The organism is Luteibacter anthropi (genome assembly GCF_011759365.1).
GTDB lineage: Bacteria > Pseudomonadota > Gammaproteobacteria > Xanthomonadales > Rhodanobacteraceae > Luteibacter > Luteibacter anthropi.
Genome location: NZ_JAARLZ010000009.1, coordinates 203,294 through 220,820, shown reverse-complemented (window position 1 = coordinate 220,820; position 17,527 = coordinate 203,294). Strand labels below are relative to the sequence as shown.

Here is a 17,527-nt window from a genome sequence, read left to right as displayed (position 1 = left end):
ACTCAGAAGTGAAACGCGCATGCGCCGATGGTAGTGTGGCTCAAGCCATGCAAGAGTAGGTCACCGCCAGGGGCTTTATCCTAAAAACCCGGTCTTTTCTGAGACCGGGTTTTTTCTTTGCGCGTGCGCGACCCGCAACAGGTCACCGCCAGGGGCTTTATCCAAGAAGGCCTCCCCAATCGGGGAGGCCTTCGTCTTTGTGTGCTTTTTGCTGTCGTGCCCAACGGGCACGCACAGCAACAGGTCACCGCCAGGGGCTTTATCCTAAAAACCCGGTCTCACACGAGACCGGGTTTTTTCTTGGCCCGAAATCCCTGTAGGAGCGCGCCTGCGCGCGACCCCTGTTCCCCCAGCGCTTCGCATCACCAATGCCTTCCTGACTAACCGGTCGCGCGCAAGGCGCGCTCCTACAATGGGCCGGCGTCGGCGTCGGCGTCGGCACCGACCCGGTCGGCCAACGCCGGCCGCGCGCAGGCGCGCTCCTGCAAACACGCCCCGCAAGGCCCTAAAACGCGCAATCCTTCTGCCCGATCAATCGGTTACTCTAGGCTCATGTACCTAGAGACCTTCGGGCTGCGCGAGCCGCCGTTTGGCGACACACCAGATACCCGTTTCGCGTGCCTGTTCACGCGTGAGCGGGACATCCTTGCGCACGTGGAGTACGAACTGGGCGCCGCGGATTCCGGTGTGACCCTCATCAGCGGTGAGGAAGGTGCCGGCAAGACCCTGCTGTGCATGCTGATCGAGGCCGACGCACCCAATCACGGCGTGACCGTAATTCGTCATGGCTCGGACGATTACGCCCTGGGCACCACAGCATGGCTGCGTTCGATGTACGCCGGCTTCGGTCTTCCCCTGCCACTCAGCGCCGAGGCCAACACCGAAGACCATCTGGTCGATGGTCTGGCGGCAGGACTGGGGCGCCTTGCCCATCATGTCGACAAGCGATTCCTGCTGGTCCTGGACGACGGCGACGAGATGTCCGACGGCAATCTCGCCGACATCGAACGCCTGCTCGCCGCCTGTACGAAAAACGCTGCGCCCTTCTATCTCGTGCTTGCGGGTACCCTGGCATTCCGCGATCGTCTTTCAGGCCCCAAGGCGCCTGAACTCGCCAAGCGTATCCGTAGCCGGTTGCCGTTGGCCCCGCTCAGCGCCGAAGAAAGCGAGCGCTATGTCCGCCATCGCCTGCACGTGGCCGGCACCGCCCAGATGCCCTTCAGTCGCCTCGGACTGCGCAGCCTTCGCGACGACGGCAAGGGAAATCCACGTCGGCTCAATGCATTGGCCCACCGCGCCCTGGAGCGGGCGGCCGAGCGTGGCGAGCAATCCATTGGCGAACGCGCCCTGGGCTTCGTCGCCCGGGAAGTGCTGCCCCAACACGCTCGGTATTGGTTCCGTCGGTTCCGTCGGCAGATCCTCATCGGCGGTGGTGTGCTGCTCGCACTGTTCCTTATCGGCTCGGCCACCTGGTTTCTTTCCGGCCGCAGCCCGTCCCGCCCGAAGAACCTGGTGACGGCAGCACCTGACCAGGCGCTGGAGAAATTCAAGGACGCACTCCCCGATCCGGAAACCGGCAAGGTACGCGTCTGGGGGGAATTGCTCGCCCGCTGGCAGGTGACGTCCCGTGAGACGAATGTCGCCAATGCCATGCATTGCGATGCGGTGATCTTCCCTGGCCTGGCCTGTGTGAGCGGTCGTGGATCAATCGACCAGCTCCGCCGTTTCGACCGCCCCATGGTGCTGGAACTGGACGATGAGCACGGCAAGCAGCAGGTGTTGATGGTGGGTGTCGGCGACGAAGCGGTCCGTCTTTATCTTGGCGGCAAATACGTCGAACTCACCCGCGACGCCTTCGAACATGTCTGGAACGGGCGGTTCTATGCAGTCTTCCGCATCGATCCCGCCATGCCCGGCAAGCTCTCCCGGGGTGACAGCGGAAACGGTGTCCACTGGCTGATTGCCCACCTGCCATTCAATGGAAATGCTGGCTCGGCGGCGCCCACGGCATTCGACAAGAACGTGGAGTCCAGGGTGCGCAGCATCCAGCAGCGCTTCGGCATTTCGGCCGACGGCGTGGTCGGGCCGGAAACCATGTTCGCGTTGTCCTCGCTCGACACCGAAGGGCCGCATCTCGCCCGCGGCGTTCCCTGAGCATGTTCGTCCATGTCGATACACGCCGTCGTTCACGGCTGTGCTGGGCGACCATGCTTGTCGTCGTCGTCTGCGTGGTTTCTTTCGTGGTGCTGGCCCTCAGCGGACGCAGTGAACGCATTCAGATCATGCTGCACTGGGGAACGGTGCCTGCCCATCTGTTCGGCACCGGGCTTCCGCTATGGGAGCAGGTAAGCGATCCCGCCCTGCTGCGCCTGTTTACGGCGATCTTCATCCACGGCGGATGGCTTCACCTGCTCAGTAACCTGCTGTTCCTGGTGATTTTCAGCCTGCCCGCCGAACGTAGCCTGGGGTCGCCGCGTTTCCTGCTGTTGTTCCTGCTGGGCGGCATCGTGGCGAACCTGATCGGCGCCATCTCGCTGACCGGAGCGCGCGTGGCGATCATCGGTTGCAGCGGCGCGGTGTCTGCGGTGGTCGGCGCCTATGTCACCCTGTTTCCGAGGGCGAAACTTGGCCTGGTGGTGCCGCTGGGCCTGTATCTGGAATTCGTGCGCGTGCCGGCCTTCGTGCTCATCGGCATCTGGGCGCTCGTGCAGCTGCTTTTCAGCTATGCCGGTGCCAGCTATGGCGCCGTCGTGTGGTGGACCCACATCGGCGGCTTCCTGTTTGGCATCCTGTTCGCGCTGTTTTCGCGTGGGGCGATCGAGCGTCGCCTACGCAGCTGACAGTTCTCGCGCCATCCCGACGTGCTCATTCAAGAACCCGCGCAGCAGCTGCGTGGCCTTCGGCGTAGGTGCCACCGACGCCAGCAGGGCGTCCGGATCCTGGCCTTCCTGCCGCAGTACCTCGGCCTTGCGACGAATATAAGCGCGCATCACTTCGGCTGAGAATTCCGGATGGAACTGTGTGCTTATGGCATGTTTGCCATAGCGCACCAGGTGATTCGGGTCGCGATCAGAACGGGCAAGCGACACGGCGCCGGGCGGCAGTTCGAGAACGCTCTGCTCGTGCGTTGCATGGGCATGGAAGCTACCGGGCAGGCTTGCGCCCAACGCATCGTCCGAGGCATCCGCATGGGTGGTGAGCGACACCGTACCCATCTCGCGCCCGCCCGGCAGGTAATCGACACGACCACCCAGGGCGTGGGACATCAGCTGGTGTCCGTAACAGACGCCAAGCATCGGCAGTTCGATATCCATGGCATCGCGGATCCAGCCCGCGGTGCGCTCACTCCACGGAAGGCGTTCGGTGACCATCGAGGCCGAGCCGGTGAGAATGACGCCCGCACACTGGGCAGGATCAGGAAGCGCCTCGCCATGCTCGACATCGACAATACGGACGAGGGGACTGCGCAAACGCAGTCCCAGCTGGAACCAGCGCGGAAAATCGCCATGACGATGGCTGATGACCTCCGGTGCGCGACCGGTGCGAACGATGAGTATGGGCTTCATGCAGGGAAGGGGTCTTCGATATCCGTGGGCGGAAGCACGTTGAGCACTTCACGCACCGTCGTGAGGCCGGCGGCGACCTGCGCCGCGGCGGAAATACGCAGTGGCTTCATGCCGTCGCGCAAGGCGATGTCATTGAGCCGGGAAAGATCGAGCGAGGCGGTGATGGCGCCCCGCACGCGCGGCGAAAGCGGCATCATCTCGTACACGCCCGTGCGGCCCAGATAGCCCGTCTTGCGACATTCCAGGCAGCCGACGGGTTCATAGACCCGTTCCGGCACGGGCAGTTCCCAGCCGTGCGTCAGCGCATGCCACTGGTCCGGGTCCTGCGCGGCCGGCTGCTTGCAGTGCGGGCACAGGGTGCGGACCAGGCGCTGGGCCACCACACCGGCCAGGGTGGACTGGATCAGGTAATGCGGCACGCCAAGATCGAGCAGGCGGGTGACGGCGCTGGGTGAATCGTTGGTGTGCAGCGTGGAGAGCACCAGATGGCCTGTCAGCGAAGCCTGCACGGCCATCTGCGCTGTTTCCAGGTCGCGGATCTCGCCGATCATGATGATGTCCGGATCCTGACGCAGCAGCGTGCGTACGCCGGCGGCGAAATCCAGGTCGATGGAGGGCTGCACCTGCATCTGGTTGAGGTCGGCGGACACCATTTCGATGGGGTCTTCGACGGTGCAGACATTCAGTTCCGGTCGCGCCAGGTGTTTCAGCGTCGAATACAGCGTGGTCGTCTTTCCCGAACCCGTGGGGCCCGTGACCAGCACGATGCCGTGGGGACGCTCGACCATCGACCGCCACAGTTTTGCTTCTTCGGCCGAAAAACCGAGCTGCGAAAAATCCTTCATCACCAAGTCGGGATCGAAGATGCGCATCACCACCTTTTCGCCGAAGGCCGTCGGCATCGTGGAGATACGCAGTTCCACCTCACGCCCCCCGGCCGAGCGTGTCTTGATGCGGCCGTCCTGGGGCCGGCGCTTTTCGGCGACGTCCATGCGGGCAAGGATCTTCACGCGCGCCGTCACGGCGGTGGTGACCGGTGGTGGCAGTTCGAACACTTTCTGCATCATGCCGTCGATGCGGAAGCGGATCTGCCCGGCGTCGCGACGTGGCTCCAGATGAATATCCGATGCGCGTTGCTCAAAGGCGTACTGCAGCAGCCAGTCGACGATATGCACCACATGGCGATCATCGGCGCCCACTTCGCCCGTCTTGCCCAGCTCCACGAGCTGTTCGAAGTTGAAGATCTTTGTCGGCTCGCCGTTCTTGGCATCCTGCGCCAGCTGGATCGACCGCTGCACGCCGTAGAACTCCAGCAGGTAGCGATTGATGTCGATGGGGCTGGCCACGACACGGCGGATATCGCGACGGAGCATGTGGGCCAGGTCGGTGGCCCAGGCGGTTTCGAAGGGCTCGGCGGTGGCGAATACGACCTCGCCGGGCGATGAGGCCACGGGCAGGATGCGATGACGCTGCGCATAGGCGCTGCTGACCACCTGCGTGACCTGGGCCACGTTGATCTTCATCGGGTCGATCTTGAGGTAAGGCAGCTCGGCCTTGCCTGCGAGCCACTCGACGAGGCCCTCAAGGCTGAGTGGCCGACCGGGATCGCGACGGTTCTCGGCCTTTGCGTTGGCGATGACGACCAGGGGATTCAGCTCGATGGCCGTCTTGCCGCCGCGGGCACTCGTGCGGGCGCGCTTGGCATCTTCACCGCTCAGGTAACCGTCGACCACGAGCGAGGCCAGCACCTCCTCCAGTTCCAGTCGCCCGCGACGCCCCAGCAATGCGCCGGATTGCGGATTGACAGCCATGGTGCGCGATCCCGTATGGAAGACTACGCCGGTATACTAGCCCGCTTTCTCAAGGACTCGGGAACCCATGTCCGCGCCCACTTTCCAAGACGTGATCCAGACCCTGAACCGCTACTGGGCGGACCAGGGCTGCGTGCTGATCCAGCCGCTCGATACCGAGGTCGGCGCCGGTACGTTCCACCCGTCCACTTTCCTCCGCGCCCTCGGGCCCGAGCCCTGGGCGGCCGCCTACGTGCAGCCCTGCCGTCGCCCGACGGATGGCCGCTACGGCGACAACCCCAACCGCCTGCAGCACTACTACCAGTACCAGGTGGTGCTGAAGCCGAACCCGGATGACATCCTCGAGCGCTACATCGGTTCGCTGAAGGCGCTGGGCATCGACCCTCTGGTGCACGATCTGCGCTTCGTCGAGGACAACTGGGAATCCCCCACCCTGGGCGCATGGGGCCTGGGCTGGGAGGTCTGGCTCAACGGCATGGAAGTGACCCAGTTCACCTATTTCCAGCAGGCCGGTGGCCTGGAATGCCGCCCGGTCACGGGCGAGATCACCTACGGTCTCGAACGCCTGGTGATGTACCTGCAGAACGTGGACAGCATCTACGACATCGTCTGGACGCATGCTCCGCACGGCGTGGTCACCTATGGCGACGTCTTCCACCAGAACGAAGTCGAGCAGAGCACCTACAACTTCGAACACGCGAACGTGCCGGAACTGTTCCACTGGTTCGACGTATGCGAGGGCGAAGCGGGCAAGCTCATCGCTGCCGGCCTGCCGCTGCCGGCGTATGAACAGGTCTGCAAGGCCAGCCATGCATTCAACCTGCTCGATGCCCGTCGCGCCATCAGCGTCACCGAGCGTCAGCGCTACATCCTGCGCGTGCGCACCCTCGCCCGAAGCGTGGCAGAAGCCTACGTGGCGCAGCGCGAAAAACTCGGTTTTCCCGGCCTGAAGAACAGCAAGGAGGCCGTCCATGGCCGATAAGCGCCTGCCGCTCGTCATCGAGCTCGGCACCGAAGAACTGCCGCCGAAGGCACTCGACGACCTCGCCGGCGCCTTTGCGCGCGGCGTCGTCGAAGGTCTGGAAAAGCGCGGTGTCGCCGCCGATTACGCCGCCGTGAAGGCCTATGCCTCGCCGCGTCGCCTGGCCGTGCATATCCCGGATGTCGCCGTTGCCCAGCCGGAGCAGAACGTCGAACGCCGCGGTCCCGCCGTGTCGGCCAGCATCGGTCCGGATGGCGAACCCGCCAAGGCACTGGTCGGTTTCGCGCAGTCGTGTGGCGTCGAGGTGTCCGCGCTCGAGAAGCTGGAGACCGACAAGGGCTCCTGGTTCGTGTTCCGTGCCGTGAAGCCGGGCCAGCCCACGGCGGCACTCTTGCCGGAAATCGTCACCGAGGCACTCAAGGGCCTGCCCATTCCCAAGGCCATGCGCTGGGGCAATCGCGACGACAGCTTTGTCCGCCCGGTGCACACCCTGCTCATGCTCCATGGCTCCGAGATCGTCGATGGCGAGGTCCTGGGCCTGAAGAGCGGCCGTCTCAGCCAGGGGCATCGCTTCCACCATTCGCAGCCCGTGCACGTGGCCGATGCCGACAGCTGGCTCGATGCCCTGCGCCAGGCGAGGGTCATGGCCGATCCCGCCGAGCGCCGCCAGCGCGTACGCGACGAAGTGGCCCGCGTTGCCACGGGCGGCGTGCCACGCCTGTCCGATGGCCTGCTCAACGAAATCGCCAACCTCACCGAATGGCCCGTGGGCATCGCCTGCACCTTCGAGCGCGACTTCCTCGACGTGCCGCCGGAAGCCCTGGTCACCACCATGGAGACCAACCAGAAGTTCGTGCCGGTGTTCACCGCCGAGGGCGAACTCACGGAACACTTCATCGGCGTGGCCAATATCGAAAGCCGCGATCCGGCCGAGATCCGCAAGGGCTACGAACGCGTGATCCGTCCGCGCTTCGCCGATGCCAAGTTCTTCTGGGACGAAGACCTGAAGGCTCCGCTGGCCGACTACCAGGAAGGCCTGAAGAACGTCACCTACCAGCAGTCGCTTGGCAGCCTGTGGGACAAGACGGTGCGCGTGGCCGAGCTGGCGCGCGTCATCGCCAATCGCGTGGACGTCGATGCCGGCAAGGCTACCCATGCCGCCGCCCTGTCCAAGTGCGACCTGCTGACCCGCATGGTGGGCGAGTTCCCGGAGCTGCAGGGCGTGATGGGCCGTTACTACGCCACGCGCCAGGGCATCGATGCCGATGTGGCCGAAGCGCTGGACAGCTTCTACCAGCCGCGCTTCGGCGGCGACGCCATCGCTGCCGGCAAGGTCGGCCAGGTGCTGGCCGTGGCCGAGCGCCTGGATACCCTCGCGGGCATCTTCGCCGTGGGCATGAAGCCCAGCGGCAACAAGGATCCCTTCGCTCTGCGCCGTGCGGCGCTTGGCCTGGCCCGTACCCTCATCGAGGGCGGCCTGGACATCGACCTGCGTGCCACCCTCACCGAGGCACTGGAAATGGTGCCGGAAGCGGCCTTCGTGGCCGGTGTGAAGCCTGGCAAGGACGGCAAGCCGCCAGTGGTGGACATCGGTGCCCGTCGCCGCGAGCTCGGCGACGAGGTGCACGGCTTCGTGCTGGAGCGCCTGCGCGGTTACTACACCGATCAGGGCTTCTCGGTCGACCAGTTCGAATCGGTGCTGGCCGTGTCGCCGGCCACCCTGCCGGACTTCGATCGTCGCCTGCGTGCCGTGGGCGAGTTTGCCCGTCGCAGCGAGGCTGCCAGTCTGGCCGCCGCCAACAAGCGCGTGGCCAACATCCTGCGTAAACAGGCCGAGGAAGCGGGTGCCGCGCCCATTCCGGCCACGGTTGACCCGGCTCATTTCGAGCTTGACGCCGAGCGCGAGCTGCATGCGGCGCTCGGCACGGCACGGGCGGAGACCCAGGGCCTTCTGGCACGCAAGGACTACACCGGCACGCTGGCACGCCTCTCGGCGCTACAGGCTCCGGTGGATCGTTTCTTCGACGACGTGCTGGTGAACGCCGAAAATCCGGCCGTACGCTTCAATCGCCTGGCACTGCTCGGGCAGCTCAAGGCAACTTTCGGCGCCATCGCCGATATCTCCCGGCTCTGACCTGATCCGGTAGATCCGAAAAGCCCCGCCGCTGGCGGGGCTTTTCGTCGCGCCCACTCAGGCCGCGACGTCGTGATCTTCGTGGATACGCGAGATCAGAGTGTGTCGGAATGCAACCATGCGATCGGCGTAATCGGGCTCGCCCGAGCGACCGATGATGGAGTACATCTCGGCCACCAGGTCGGCATGACGCACCGGTGAGAAACGGCTGCCCGTCATCTCGATATCCGATTGCAGCAGCTTCATGGCCGCCGCCAGGCGCGAGCCATCGACCGCGGTCGAGCCAAGACCATGCAGCTCGCGGCCTTCACGGCCGTCACGGACCGACTCCGACGTCTCGGTGCGGGTGGTTAGATCGTCGGTGTTGCCGTCCAGCATCATCGGGCCTTCGCCAGCGGCCAGCCAGACCAGGGACAGGCCCAAGGTCTTGGCCATGGTCACGCAGCGACCGCGGGACGGATCGGTGTTGCCGTCACGCCAGCTGCGTACCACGCCTTCGGAAAAGCCACAGCGACGGGCAATCTCGCTCACGCTGCCGGACATCTTGATGACCTGCCGCACCCGGCTGGCAAAGGAGGACGTGGGGGCTGCTGAGTCTCCACGTCGGATCTCCAGATTGCCACCGACGCCGTCGGCCAGGATGGATCCCCTCGAATTGTCGTTCATGCGCTTGGAACCTCAGTTGTCTACAGGCCGCCCCCGGCGATTCACCGCACAAACGCGCGAACCGCAACATCGGTGTACAGCGATTTGCCTTCGGAAGCCTTTCTTTTGAGAAATTTCCTAAAAGGACGCTGGGGTGAGCTGAAAGTTCAAGCAAAACAAGTCAAAGGAGCTGTTTTTAGCCAAAAGCTGCTAGGAATCTTTCGTAAGACTTCGTCACCGGCAGCGTGACGGCCGTCACGCTTGGCGAAGTAAATTACTGATTGTCATCATATTATGCGCGAGCACAGATTTATTACGTCGTAAGTAACTGCCGTCGCAGGAATATTCCTAGGATTTTTAGTGTTGTTACCTGGGCGTGAAGTTCGCTATATCTTGCTCCGGGCCACCGCTTCTTGCGGTGATCGCCCACAGGGGAAAGGGGAGACCCCGCTACCGCCGGAGTGATCCGACGCGGGCGTGCGGGCGTCAGGTATTCAACAAAAAAGCACTTATCCACCCGGGATCGTCACCGACCCGGCGGGTAAACCGTTGCCAAATTTCCGGGGCGTGGCAACGCGCCCCTTAGGGGAGCTTTGATGATCGTCAGCAAGAATCGTCACTGGACCTACCGACACAGCGCACTGGCTGTCGCGCTGGGCATGACGCTGGCCGGGGGGGCCGCACATGCACAGTCCAATGCCACCGGTACCCTCTTCGGTCAGGCCGCCGCCGGCTCGACCATCGTGATCGAGAGCCCGGACACCGGTCTCAAGCGTGAAGTGAAAGCTGGCGCCGATGGGCGTTATCGCGCCTCGTCGCTGCCCGTGGGGCGTTACAAGGTAAGCCTTATCCAGAATGGCACCGCCGTCGAAACGAGGGACAACATTCAGCTGACCCTCGGCGCGGGTACCGAGGTGTCCCTGGGGGGCGCCGCCGCGGCGTCCAATGCCAGCAATCTCGAAGGAGTGTCCGTCAACGCCTCGGCCCTGCCGACCATCGACGTGAGCTCCACGGACTCGCGTACCGTCTTCACCGCGGCACAGATGCAGCGCATTCCCGTGCCCCGCGACGTGACGGCGGTGGCCCTGCTGACCCCTGGCGCGGTGGCCGGCGATTCGCGTTACGGCGGCGTGCCGAGCTTCGGTGGCTCGGCGGTCTCAGACAACGCCTACTACATCAATGGTTACGCGGTAACCAATCCGCTGACCCAGATCGGCTTCTCCTCGCTTCCCTTCGATGCCATCGACCAGGAGCAGGTGCTCACCGGCGGCTACGGTGCCGAGTTCGGCCGTTCCACCGGTGGCGTGATCAACATCGTTACCAAGCGCGGCACCAACGAGTGGAAGGCCGGTGCCGAGGTGCGTTGGGAACCCATCGGACTGAAGAGCGACCCGCGCAACATCTACTATCCGCGCACGGGTAACGACGAAGACGGCACCATCTACCAGCGTCGCGAAAGCAACAAGTCCTGGCGTACCACCTATGCTGCGTACGTCGGTGGCCCGCTGATCAAGGACAAGCTGTTCATCTACGCAACGGGCGAAGCCACTCGCCAGGAAGGCAGTGCGGCCGGCAACATCGAGCATGCGTCGCGCAACAACTACGATCGTTACCGTTACGACACGCCACGCTGGCTGGCAAAGGCCGACTGGAACATCACGGACAACCACATCGTCGAACTGACGGGCCTGTCCGACAAGACCAAGCGCTACTTCGACGATTACAGCTACGATTACCCCAGTGCCACGCATGGCACGGACCGTACCGATACCGGCCAGCAGAAGGACGGCGGTGAGGTGTACATCGGCAAGTACACCGGTTACATCACCGACAACTTCACTGTCACGGCGCTCTATGGGCGCAGCAACTCCGTACACACCGTGACACCGGGCGGCGCAAGCGCCGATTACCCGTACGTGGCCCGCTCCAACAACACCTCGACACCGGCGGCGCTGGTTTACAACCCGCAGTACAGCAACTACGTACCGAGCGTGCCGGGTGCGAAGGACAAGACGCGTGGCTGGCGCCTCGACCTCGAATATCGCCTGGGCGACCACAGCCTGCGCGGTGGTATTGATCGACAGGATCTCGAGTCGACCTCGGGCAGCAATGGCTACGCCGGCGGCGTGTATTACCTCTACAGCCGCTCGTCCCGCCCGACCAATCCGATCAGCACGTTCTACGGCCAGGCGGCTCCCGCGACCGGTGGTGGCTACGGCCCTCAGGGCTACTATGTGCGCAAGCGCGTCTTCAACACCTTTGCCTCGGTGGAGGTGAAGCAGTCGGCGCAGTACATCGAAGATGCGTGGCAGGTATCCGACCGCTGGCTGCTGTCGCTCGGCCTGCGCAACGAACAGTTCACCAACTACAACGGCGAAGGCCAGCAGTATGTGAGCCAGCGCCATCAGCTTGCACCGCGCCTTGGCGTGTCGTGGGACGTCTATGGTGATTCCACGCTGAAGATCTATGCCAACGCGGGTCGTTATCATCAGCCGCTGCCCAACAACGTCGCCATCCGTGGTGCATCGGCATCGCTCTACACGAACCAGTATTTCACCTATACGGGCATCGATCCGGCCAGCGGTGCACCACTGGGCCTGAAAGCGTTGGGCAAGCCTTACTCGACCAACAACGAACTGGGCCAGCCGAAGGATCCCAAGGGCGTGGCGTCGTCCACGCTGAAGCCGCAGTACCAGGACGAGTACATCCTGGGCATGCAGCAGCAGATCAATCCGGCGTTCAACTGGGGCGTGAAGTTCACCTACCGCAACCTGCGCAACATCATCGACGACTTCTGCGATGACCGTCCCATCGAAGACTGGGCCAAGCGCAACGGCAAGCAGTACGACTTCCTGTTCACCTGCGCCCTGTTCAACCCGGGACGTGGCGGCACGTGGAGCTGGGACGTCGATGGTGACGGCAAGCTGGAGCAGGTGCATCTCACGGCCCGGGACCTTGGCTTCCCGAAACCGAAGCGTCGCTACCTCGCCATGGACACGTTCCTCGAGCACCCGTTCGACGGCACCTGGTATGGCCGTGTCGACTACACGCTGTCGCATAGCTTCGGCAACACCGAAGGACCCGTGCTTTCGGATATCGGCCAGTCCGATGTCTCGGCGACCCAGTCGTGGGACTACCCTGAAATCATGGAGCATGCCAACGGCAACCTGCCCAACGATCGCCGCCATTACCTGAAAGCCTACGGCTACTACCAGCTCACGCCGGAGTGGACCTTCGGTGCCACGGGTATCGCGGCTTCCGGTCGTCCGAAGAACTGCATCGGCCTGAACCCGGATCCGAATTCCTATGTGGCGGGTTATGGCTCGGCGTTCTTCTACTGCGACTTCTCGGGCACCAACGTCACGGGTGCCAATTCGGTGGCTACGCCGCGCGGTTCGCAGGGTACGCTGCCCTGGTCGTTCCGCCTGGATCTCAACGTGGGCTATCGCCCGGCCTATTTCGACAACAAGTTCCTCTTCCAGGTCGACGTGTTCAACGTGTTCAACAGCCGGCAGATCCAGAACATCACCGAAATCCACGAGCAGTCCACGTACAACACCAAGCTCAACAACGCCTACGGACGTCCGATCAGCTTCCAGGATCCGCGCTCGGTTCGCCTGACGGCACGCTACGACTTCTGACCTTTCGCATTAGAAGAAGAAATCCGTGCGACGACCGTGGACGGTCGTCGCACACTCCCCAGATTGCCGCCGGATTCCGGCGGCTATTTTTTTCGAACTGCATGAATTTTCGAAATTTTTCCAATCACAAGCCATGCGCCTAGCCGGGCATTCCTCCTTGCAGAACCGAGGCTTAGCTGCACTGCAATAGCGGTAATCGGTGTAAATAATTTGTTGACAGCGGATTCCCCATGCGCCTATGTTCGGCTTCGGCGAAGGTGTCCGGAGGATTTCACGAAATGTGAAATCGGTTCCGATAACCCTCGTCGATGGGCTTGTCGGGAGCAGGTCTCATGGGGGCGACGTCACTCTGGGAGGAGTGTGCGCCGACGCAGGTAACCCCGGGAACGTGTACGACAAGGCCTTTTTTTCCGGCCTTTGGTCGGTTTTTGCTCGTTTTTTTACGGTCCGTTGGGCCGATCTGGGGAGATTTGCACAATGAGTTCTCGCATCAACAGGCAGGCTTCTGTCCTGCGTCATTCCGCGTTGGCGTTCGCCCTCGCGGTGGGTCTCGGCGGCACGGGTGCCGCCCTTGCCCAGTCCACCACGGGTTCGATCTTCGGCACGGTGCCCAGCGCAGCAGGCGGAACCGTCCAGATCACGGGTAGCACGGGCGTCTCCCGCGAGGTTCCGGTGGATGCGCAGGGTCGCTATCGCGCCGGTAACCTGCCTCTGGGAACCTACACGGTCAACCTCATGAAGGATGGCCAGGTTGTCGACTCCCGCAAGAACATCAGCCTCACCGTCAATGCCGGTTCGGAAGTGTCTTTTGCACCGACGGCCACGGCCTCCAGCGCGCAGTCGCTGGATTCGGTCACGGTGACGGCCAACAGCCTGCCTCCGGTAGACGTCTCGTCGGTCGATTCGCGTACGGTGGTTACTGCTGAAACCCTGTCGAGGCTGCCGCTTGGCCGCAATGCCGAGTCGATTGCATTGCTGGCGCCGGGCGTGGTGACGGGTTCCGGCGCGTTCGGCCGTGTAGTTTCCTTCGGCGGTGCGGGCGTGACGGAAAACGCCTACTACATCAACGGTTACAACACCTCCGATCCGCTCAAGAATCTCGGTGGTGTCAGCCTGCCTTACGGCGCGATCGACCAGCAGGAAATCTACACCGGCGGTTACAGCGCCATGTACGGTCGTTCTGACGGCGGCGTTATCAGCCAGGTGGGCAAGCGCGGTACGAACGACTGGCATTTCGGCGCACAGGTCCTGTGGGAGCCGAAATTCCTGCGCCAGGATCCGAAGGGTATCTATTACCCCAGTGCTTCCCTGCCGCCTGGCTACGAGTACCAGCATCCTGAGGTCGAAGGAACGCTCTATCGCAATCGCCGGGACAACCGCTCGTGGACCACGACGGTCAGCGGCTACGCCGGCGGCCCGCTGATCAAGGACAAGCTGTACATGTTCGTGGCGGCCGAAGCCGAAAAGACCGAAGGTCTCTCCACGAATAGCGCGCAGTCCGCGATCCAGGCGAACAACCACTACACCTACAAGCTGCCGAAGTACTACGGCAAGCTCGACTGGAACATCAACGACAGCAACATCGTCGAGTTGACGGGTATCAAGTCTACCGACGAAGAGCAGGGCACGTATTACAACTACAATTATGCCACCGGTAACCAGGGCGGCTATTACGGTGCGGTGGCCAACCACACCAAGCTCGCCTCCACCTACTGGATCGGTAAGTACACCAGCTACATCACCGACGACCTGACGTTCAGCGCGACGTACGGCAAGAGCACCACGACGGATTACTTCAATAATCCCAGTGGTAACGGTGCTCCTTACCTGGGTACCTCGTACAACCAGGATCCGAACCTCAACGGCGGCCAGACGATCACCAACTTCAACCCGACGTATGTCTCGAAGGATCCGCGGGCCAAGAGCAAGACGCACGGCCTCCGCGCCGACCTTGAATGGCAGGTCGGCGATCATCGCCTGACCGGCGGCGTCGACAACATGACCTACAACGCTTACGACGAAGGTCAGTCGATGAGTGGGCCGGGTTATGCGTGGTACTACGGCCTGTCCACGGCCCCGAATACGCCGATTTCCCGTCGCCTGGGTGTTGGCGCCCCCGGTGGTGATGGCTACTACGTGAGCAAGTACATTCTGGTCACCACGACCAGCATGTCGGTCAAGCAGAAGGCCTACTACCTCGAAGACAAATGGCAGATCAACGACAAGGTGTTGTTCACCGCCGGTATCCGTAACGACCGCTTCACCAACTTCAACAACCACGGCCGCTCCTATGTGAACAGCGGTAACCAGTGGGCACCGCGATTCGGTGCGGCGTGGGATGTGTTTGGGGATTCGTCGCTCAAGGTCTACGGCAACCTCGGTCGCTACTATCTGGCGCTCCCCAACAGCGTGGCTATCCGCGGTGCGTCGTCGTCCACGTTCACCAACGAGTACTTCACCTACGGTGGTATCAACCCCGATGGCTCGCCCCGCGATCTCAAGGCACTGGGTCCTGGCCCGGTGTCGTCCAACGGCGAGTACGGCCAGGCGAACGATCCGGTTTCCCTTACAGCACGTAACCTGAAATCGCAGTACCAGGATGAGGCCATCATCGGTTTCGATAAGACCCTGGGCGACAAGTGGGTGACGGGTGCGAAGTTCACGGTGCGCAAGCTCCAGGCGGCGATCGACGACGTCTGTTCCGCTGACAAGGTCCAGGAGAAGATGCAATCGCTGGGTCTCGATCCCAAGAGCGTGGTCATCCCCAGTTGCCTGATCTTCAATCCTGGCAAGAGCAACCGCTTCAGTTTCGCTAACGTGAATGGCAGCGGCCGTACCGACGTCAACATGACCAAGGATGACTGGGGCTTTGCACAGGGCGCCAAGCGCAAGTACTACGCGCTTGACATGTACCTGGAGCATCCGTTCGATGGTAAGTGGCAGGCTCGCGTGGACTACACGTTCTCGCGCAGCTACGGCAACACGGAAGGCCAGGTGAAGTCGGATATCGGCCAGGACGACGTGTCGAAGACCCAGGACTGGGATACGGCGACGCTGATGGAAAACGCCAATGGCCTGCTTGCCAACAACCGCAAGCACCAGCTGAAGGCCTACGGCTCGTATGCCATTACGCCGGAGTGGATGGTTTCCGGTACGGTGCGCATTCTGTCCGGCGGACCGAAGTCGTGCCTGGGTTACTACGGTGGCCCGGGTAGCGACCTTGATCAGGATCCGGCGGGCTACAACTCGTCGTATCACTACTGCAACGGCTTGCCGTCCCATCCGGGCGACAAGAGCCTGCCGTGGACGAAGAACCTCGATCTGGCCGTCACCTATCGTCCGGAATTCGCGGATCACAAGCTGGCGTTCGCGATCAACGTGTTCAACGTCACGAACGAGCGCAAGCCGATTCAGACCGATCCGACGTACGAAGCCGATGGCAGCCCGGGTACCGTGCAGAACACCTACAACATCGGTACGTACTACCAGACCCCGCGTTATGTTCGCCTGAGCGCCACGTACGATTTCTGATCGTAGGGTCAGCAGCGTCCTGCGTTGCTGATGGTCTCCTGGAAACGCCGCTTTTCGAAGCGGCGTTTTTTTTGGGCTATAAGCAATAGTTTAGACGGCTATTCTTTTATATCGTTGATTTTTATAAAAAAATAAATGGTTTCAAGTGAAATCGGCAAACCTGACCGCCAGCTTGCCAACCCTGTCGCGTTTTGCGTTTCGCAGGGTTTTTCACACTTGACTTTTCCCTTGCCAATTTTGCCGGTATCCTCCGGGATTCCCCCTCGGAAGGACAGGCACACCGTGCGCGTGCGTATCCTTTCGTGACTCCGCAGTCCATCTTGTTTCCGTTACAGAGGTTCCGACCCATGCGCAGGCTCATCTTGTCGCTCGCATCCGTGGCCACGCTGGCCCTTGCCGGTTGCGGCGGTTCTTCCGGCAACGGCCAGCAGGCCGCCGGTGGTAGCTCCCCCGAGGCTTCCGGCCCGGCCAACAACGTCACCGGTACCGTGACCCTGCGCGATACGGGCAAGTCCCTCTCCGCCGATGCCAAGCTCGACATCAAGCTGATCGACGTGTCCGCCGAAGGTTCGCAGCCGCTCGCTGCGAAGACCATCGCACCGGTCACCATTCCGCAGCAGTTCCAGCTCGACTTCACCCCGTCCGACGTGAACCCGAACGACATGTACATTGTCGAGGTGTCGCTGCAGGATGGTGAGCGCCATTACTCCGCTCCGCTGAAGACCCCGGTCCTCACCAAGGGTGCGAAAAACGTCGTCAACGTGCAGCTCGTGGGTGAAGCCACCCCGGGCGAGAAGGAGCTTGCCGGCTTCAACAGCGTCAAGAAGAACATTGGCGGCATGAAGGTGACCCAGGGCACCGCGCTGAAGGAAGGCGAGTCGCGCGGCTGGCAGATCTTCAAGAAGGGCAACGATGTCCAGTTCGTCATCGAGCTGGTCGACTACGGCGACAAGGGTTTCACTTCGACCAACTACGCCTACAAGAATGGCAAGCCGTGGGTCATCGTGCAGGAGAAGAAGCCGAGCAAGGACGGCAAGCCCACCTCCACCGAGCGTGCGGGCTGGAACGATGCCGGCGAGCTCGTGCTGAAGGACAACGAGTCCAACGGCAAGACCGACGTGCTCTCCGACGACGCGGCGAACGATCTGCGCAAGCAGGCTGAAGCGATGCTTGCGAAGGCCGGTGGCAAGAAGTAATCCGCTTCTGCCATATCGTCA

10 protein-coding genes are annotated in these 17,527 nt (G+C 62.6%); 7 read left to right on the top strand and 3 right to left on the bottom strand.

Features of this window, described 5'->3' with window-relative positions; translation table 11 throughout:
- Nucleotides 1-552 precede the first annotated feature (552 nt).
- Together HBF25_RS16760 and HBF25_RS16755 are read left to right on the top strand one after the other, a co-directional pair.
- Entirely contained in the window at nucleotides 553-2,154 is a 1,602-nt protein-coding gene (locus tag HBF25_RS16760; RefSeq protein WP_166950381.1) for an ExeA family protein, read from the top strand.
- Nucleotides 2,155-2,156: 2 nt separating this feature from the next.
- A complete protein-coding gene (locus HBF25_RS16755) occupies nucleotides 2,157-2,840 on the top strand; it encodes a rhomboid family intramembrane serine protease (protein WP_166950379.1) in 684 nt (227 codons plus the stop codon).
- Here HBF25_RS16755 and HBF25_RS16750 read toward each other — a convergent pair.
- Together HBF25_RS16750 and tfpB are read right to left on the bottom strand one after the other, a co-directional pair.
- A complete protein-coding gene (locus HBF25_RS16750; protein WP_166950377.1) occupies nucleotides 2,829-3,566 on the bottom strand; it encodes a glutamine amidotransferase in 738 nt (245 codons plus the stop codon). The two genes, HBF25_RS16755 and HBF25_RS16750, sit on opposite strands and share 12 nt — an antisense overlap.
- Entirely contained in the window at nucleotides 3,563-5,377 is a 1,815-nt protein-coding gene (gene tfpB / locus HBF25_RS16745) for a type IV pilus assembly ATPase TfpB (protein ID WP_166950375.1), read from the bottom strand. The genes HBF25_RS16750 and tfpB overlap by 4 nt, the downstream gene beginning before the upstream one ends.
- A gap of 67 nt (nucleotides 5,378-5,444) precedes the next feature.
- On the opposite strand from tfpB, the gene glyQ reads away from it, so the two are divergent.
- Both glyQ and glyS read left to right on the top strand, forming a co-directional pair.
- Nucleotides 5,445-6,359: a glycine--tRNA ligase subunit alpha gene (gene glyQ, locus HBF25_RS16740; RefSeq protein ID WP_166950373.1), complete on the top strand. Its 915-nt coding sequence runs from the start codon at nucleotides 5,445-5,447 to the stop codon at nucleotides 6,357-6,359.
- Entirely contained in the window at nucleotides 6,349-8,493 is a 2,145-nt protein-coding gene (glyS, locus tag HBF25_RS16735) for a glycine--tRNA ligase subunit beta (protein WP_166950372.1), read from the top strand. Before glyQ ends, glyS begins: the two co-directional genes overlap by 11 nt.
- Nucleotides 8,494-8,550: 57 nt before the next feature.
- Here glyS and HBF25_RS16730 read toward each other — a convergent pair whose 3' ends face one another.
- Nucleotides 8,551-9,159, bottom strand: a complete 609-nt coding sequence (locus tag HBF25_RS16730; RefSeq protein ID WP_243853277.1) for a helix-turn-helix domain-containing protein — start codon at nucleotides 9,157-9,159, stop codon at nucleotides 8,551-8,553.
- A gap of 575 nt (nucleotides 9,160-9,734) precedes the next feature.
- On the opposite strand from HBF25_RS16730, the gene HBF25_RS16725 reads away from it, so the two are divergent.
- From HBF25_RS16725 to HBF25_RS16715, 3 genes are all read left to right on the top strand, one after another.
- Nucleotides 9,735-12,779, top strand: a complete 3,045-nt coding sequence (locus HBF25_RS16725) for a TonB-dependent receptor (protein ID WP_166950370.1) — start codon at nucleotides 9,735-9,737, stop codon at nucleotides 12,777-12,779.
- A 477-nt stretch (nucleotides 12,780-13,256) separates the two neighbouring features.
- A complete protein-coding gene (locus HBF25_RS16720; RefSeq protein ID WP_166950368.1) occupies nucleotides 13,257-16,310 on the top strand; it encodes a TonB-dependent receptor in 3,054 nt (1,017 codons plus the stop codon).
- A gap of 347 nt (nucleotides 16,311-16,657) precedes the next feature.
- A complete protein-coding gene (locus tag HBF25_RS16715; RefSeq protein WP_166950366.1) occupies nucleotides 16,658-17,506 on the top strand; it encodes a DUF1481 domain-containing protein in 849 nt (282 codons plus the stop codon).
- The last annotated feature ends 21 nt before the right edge of the window (nucleotides 17,507-17,527 follow it).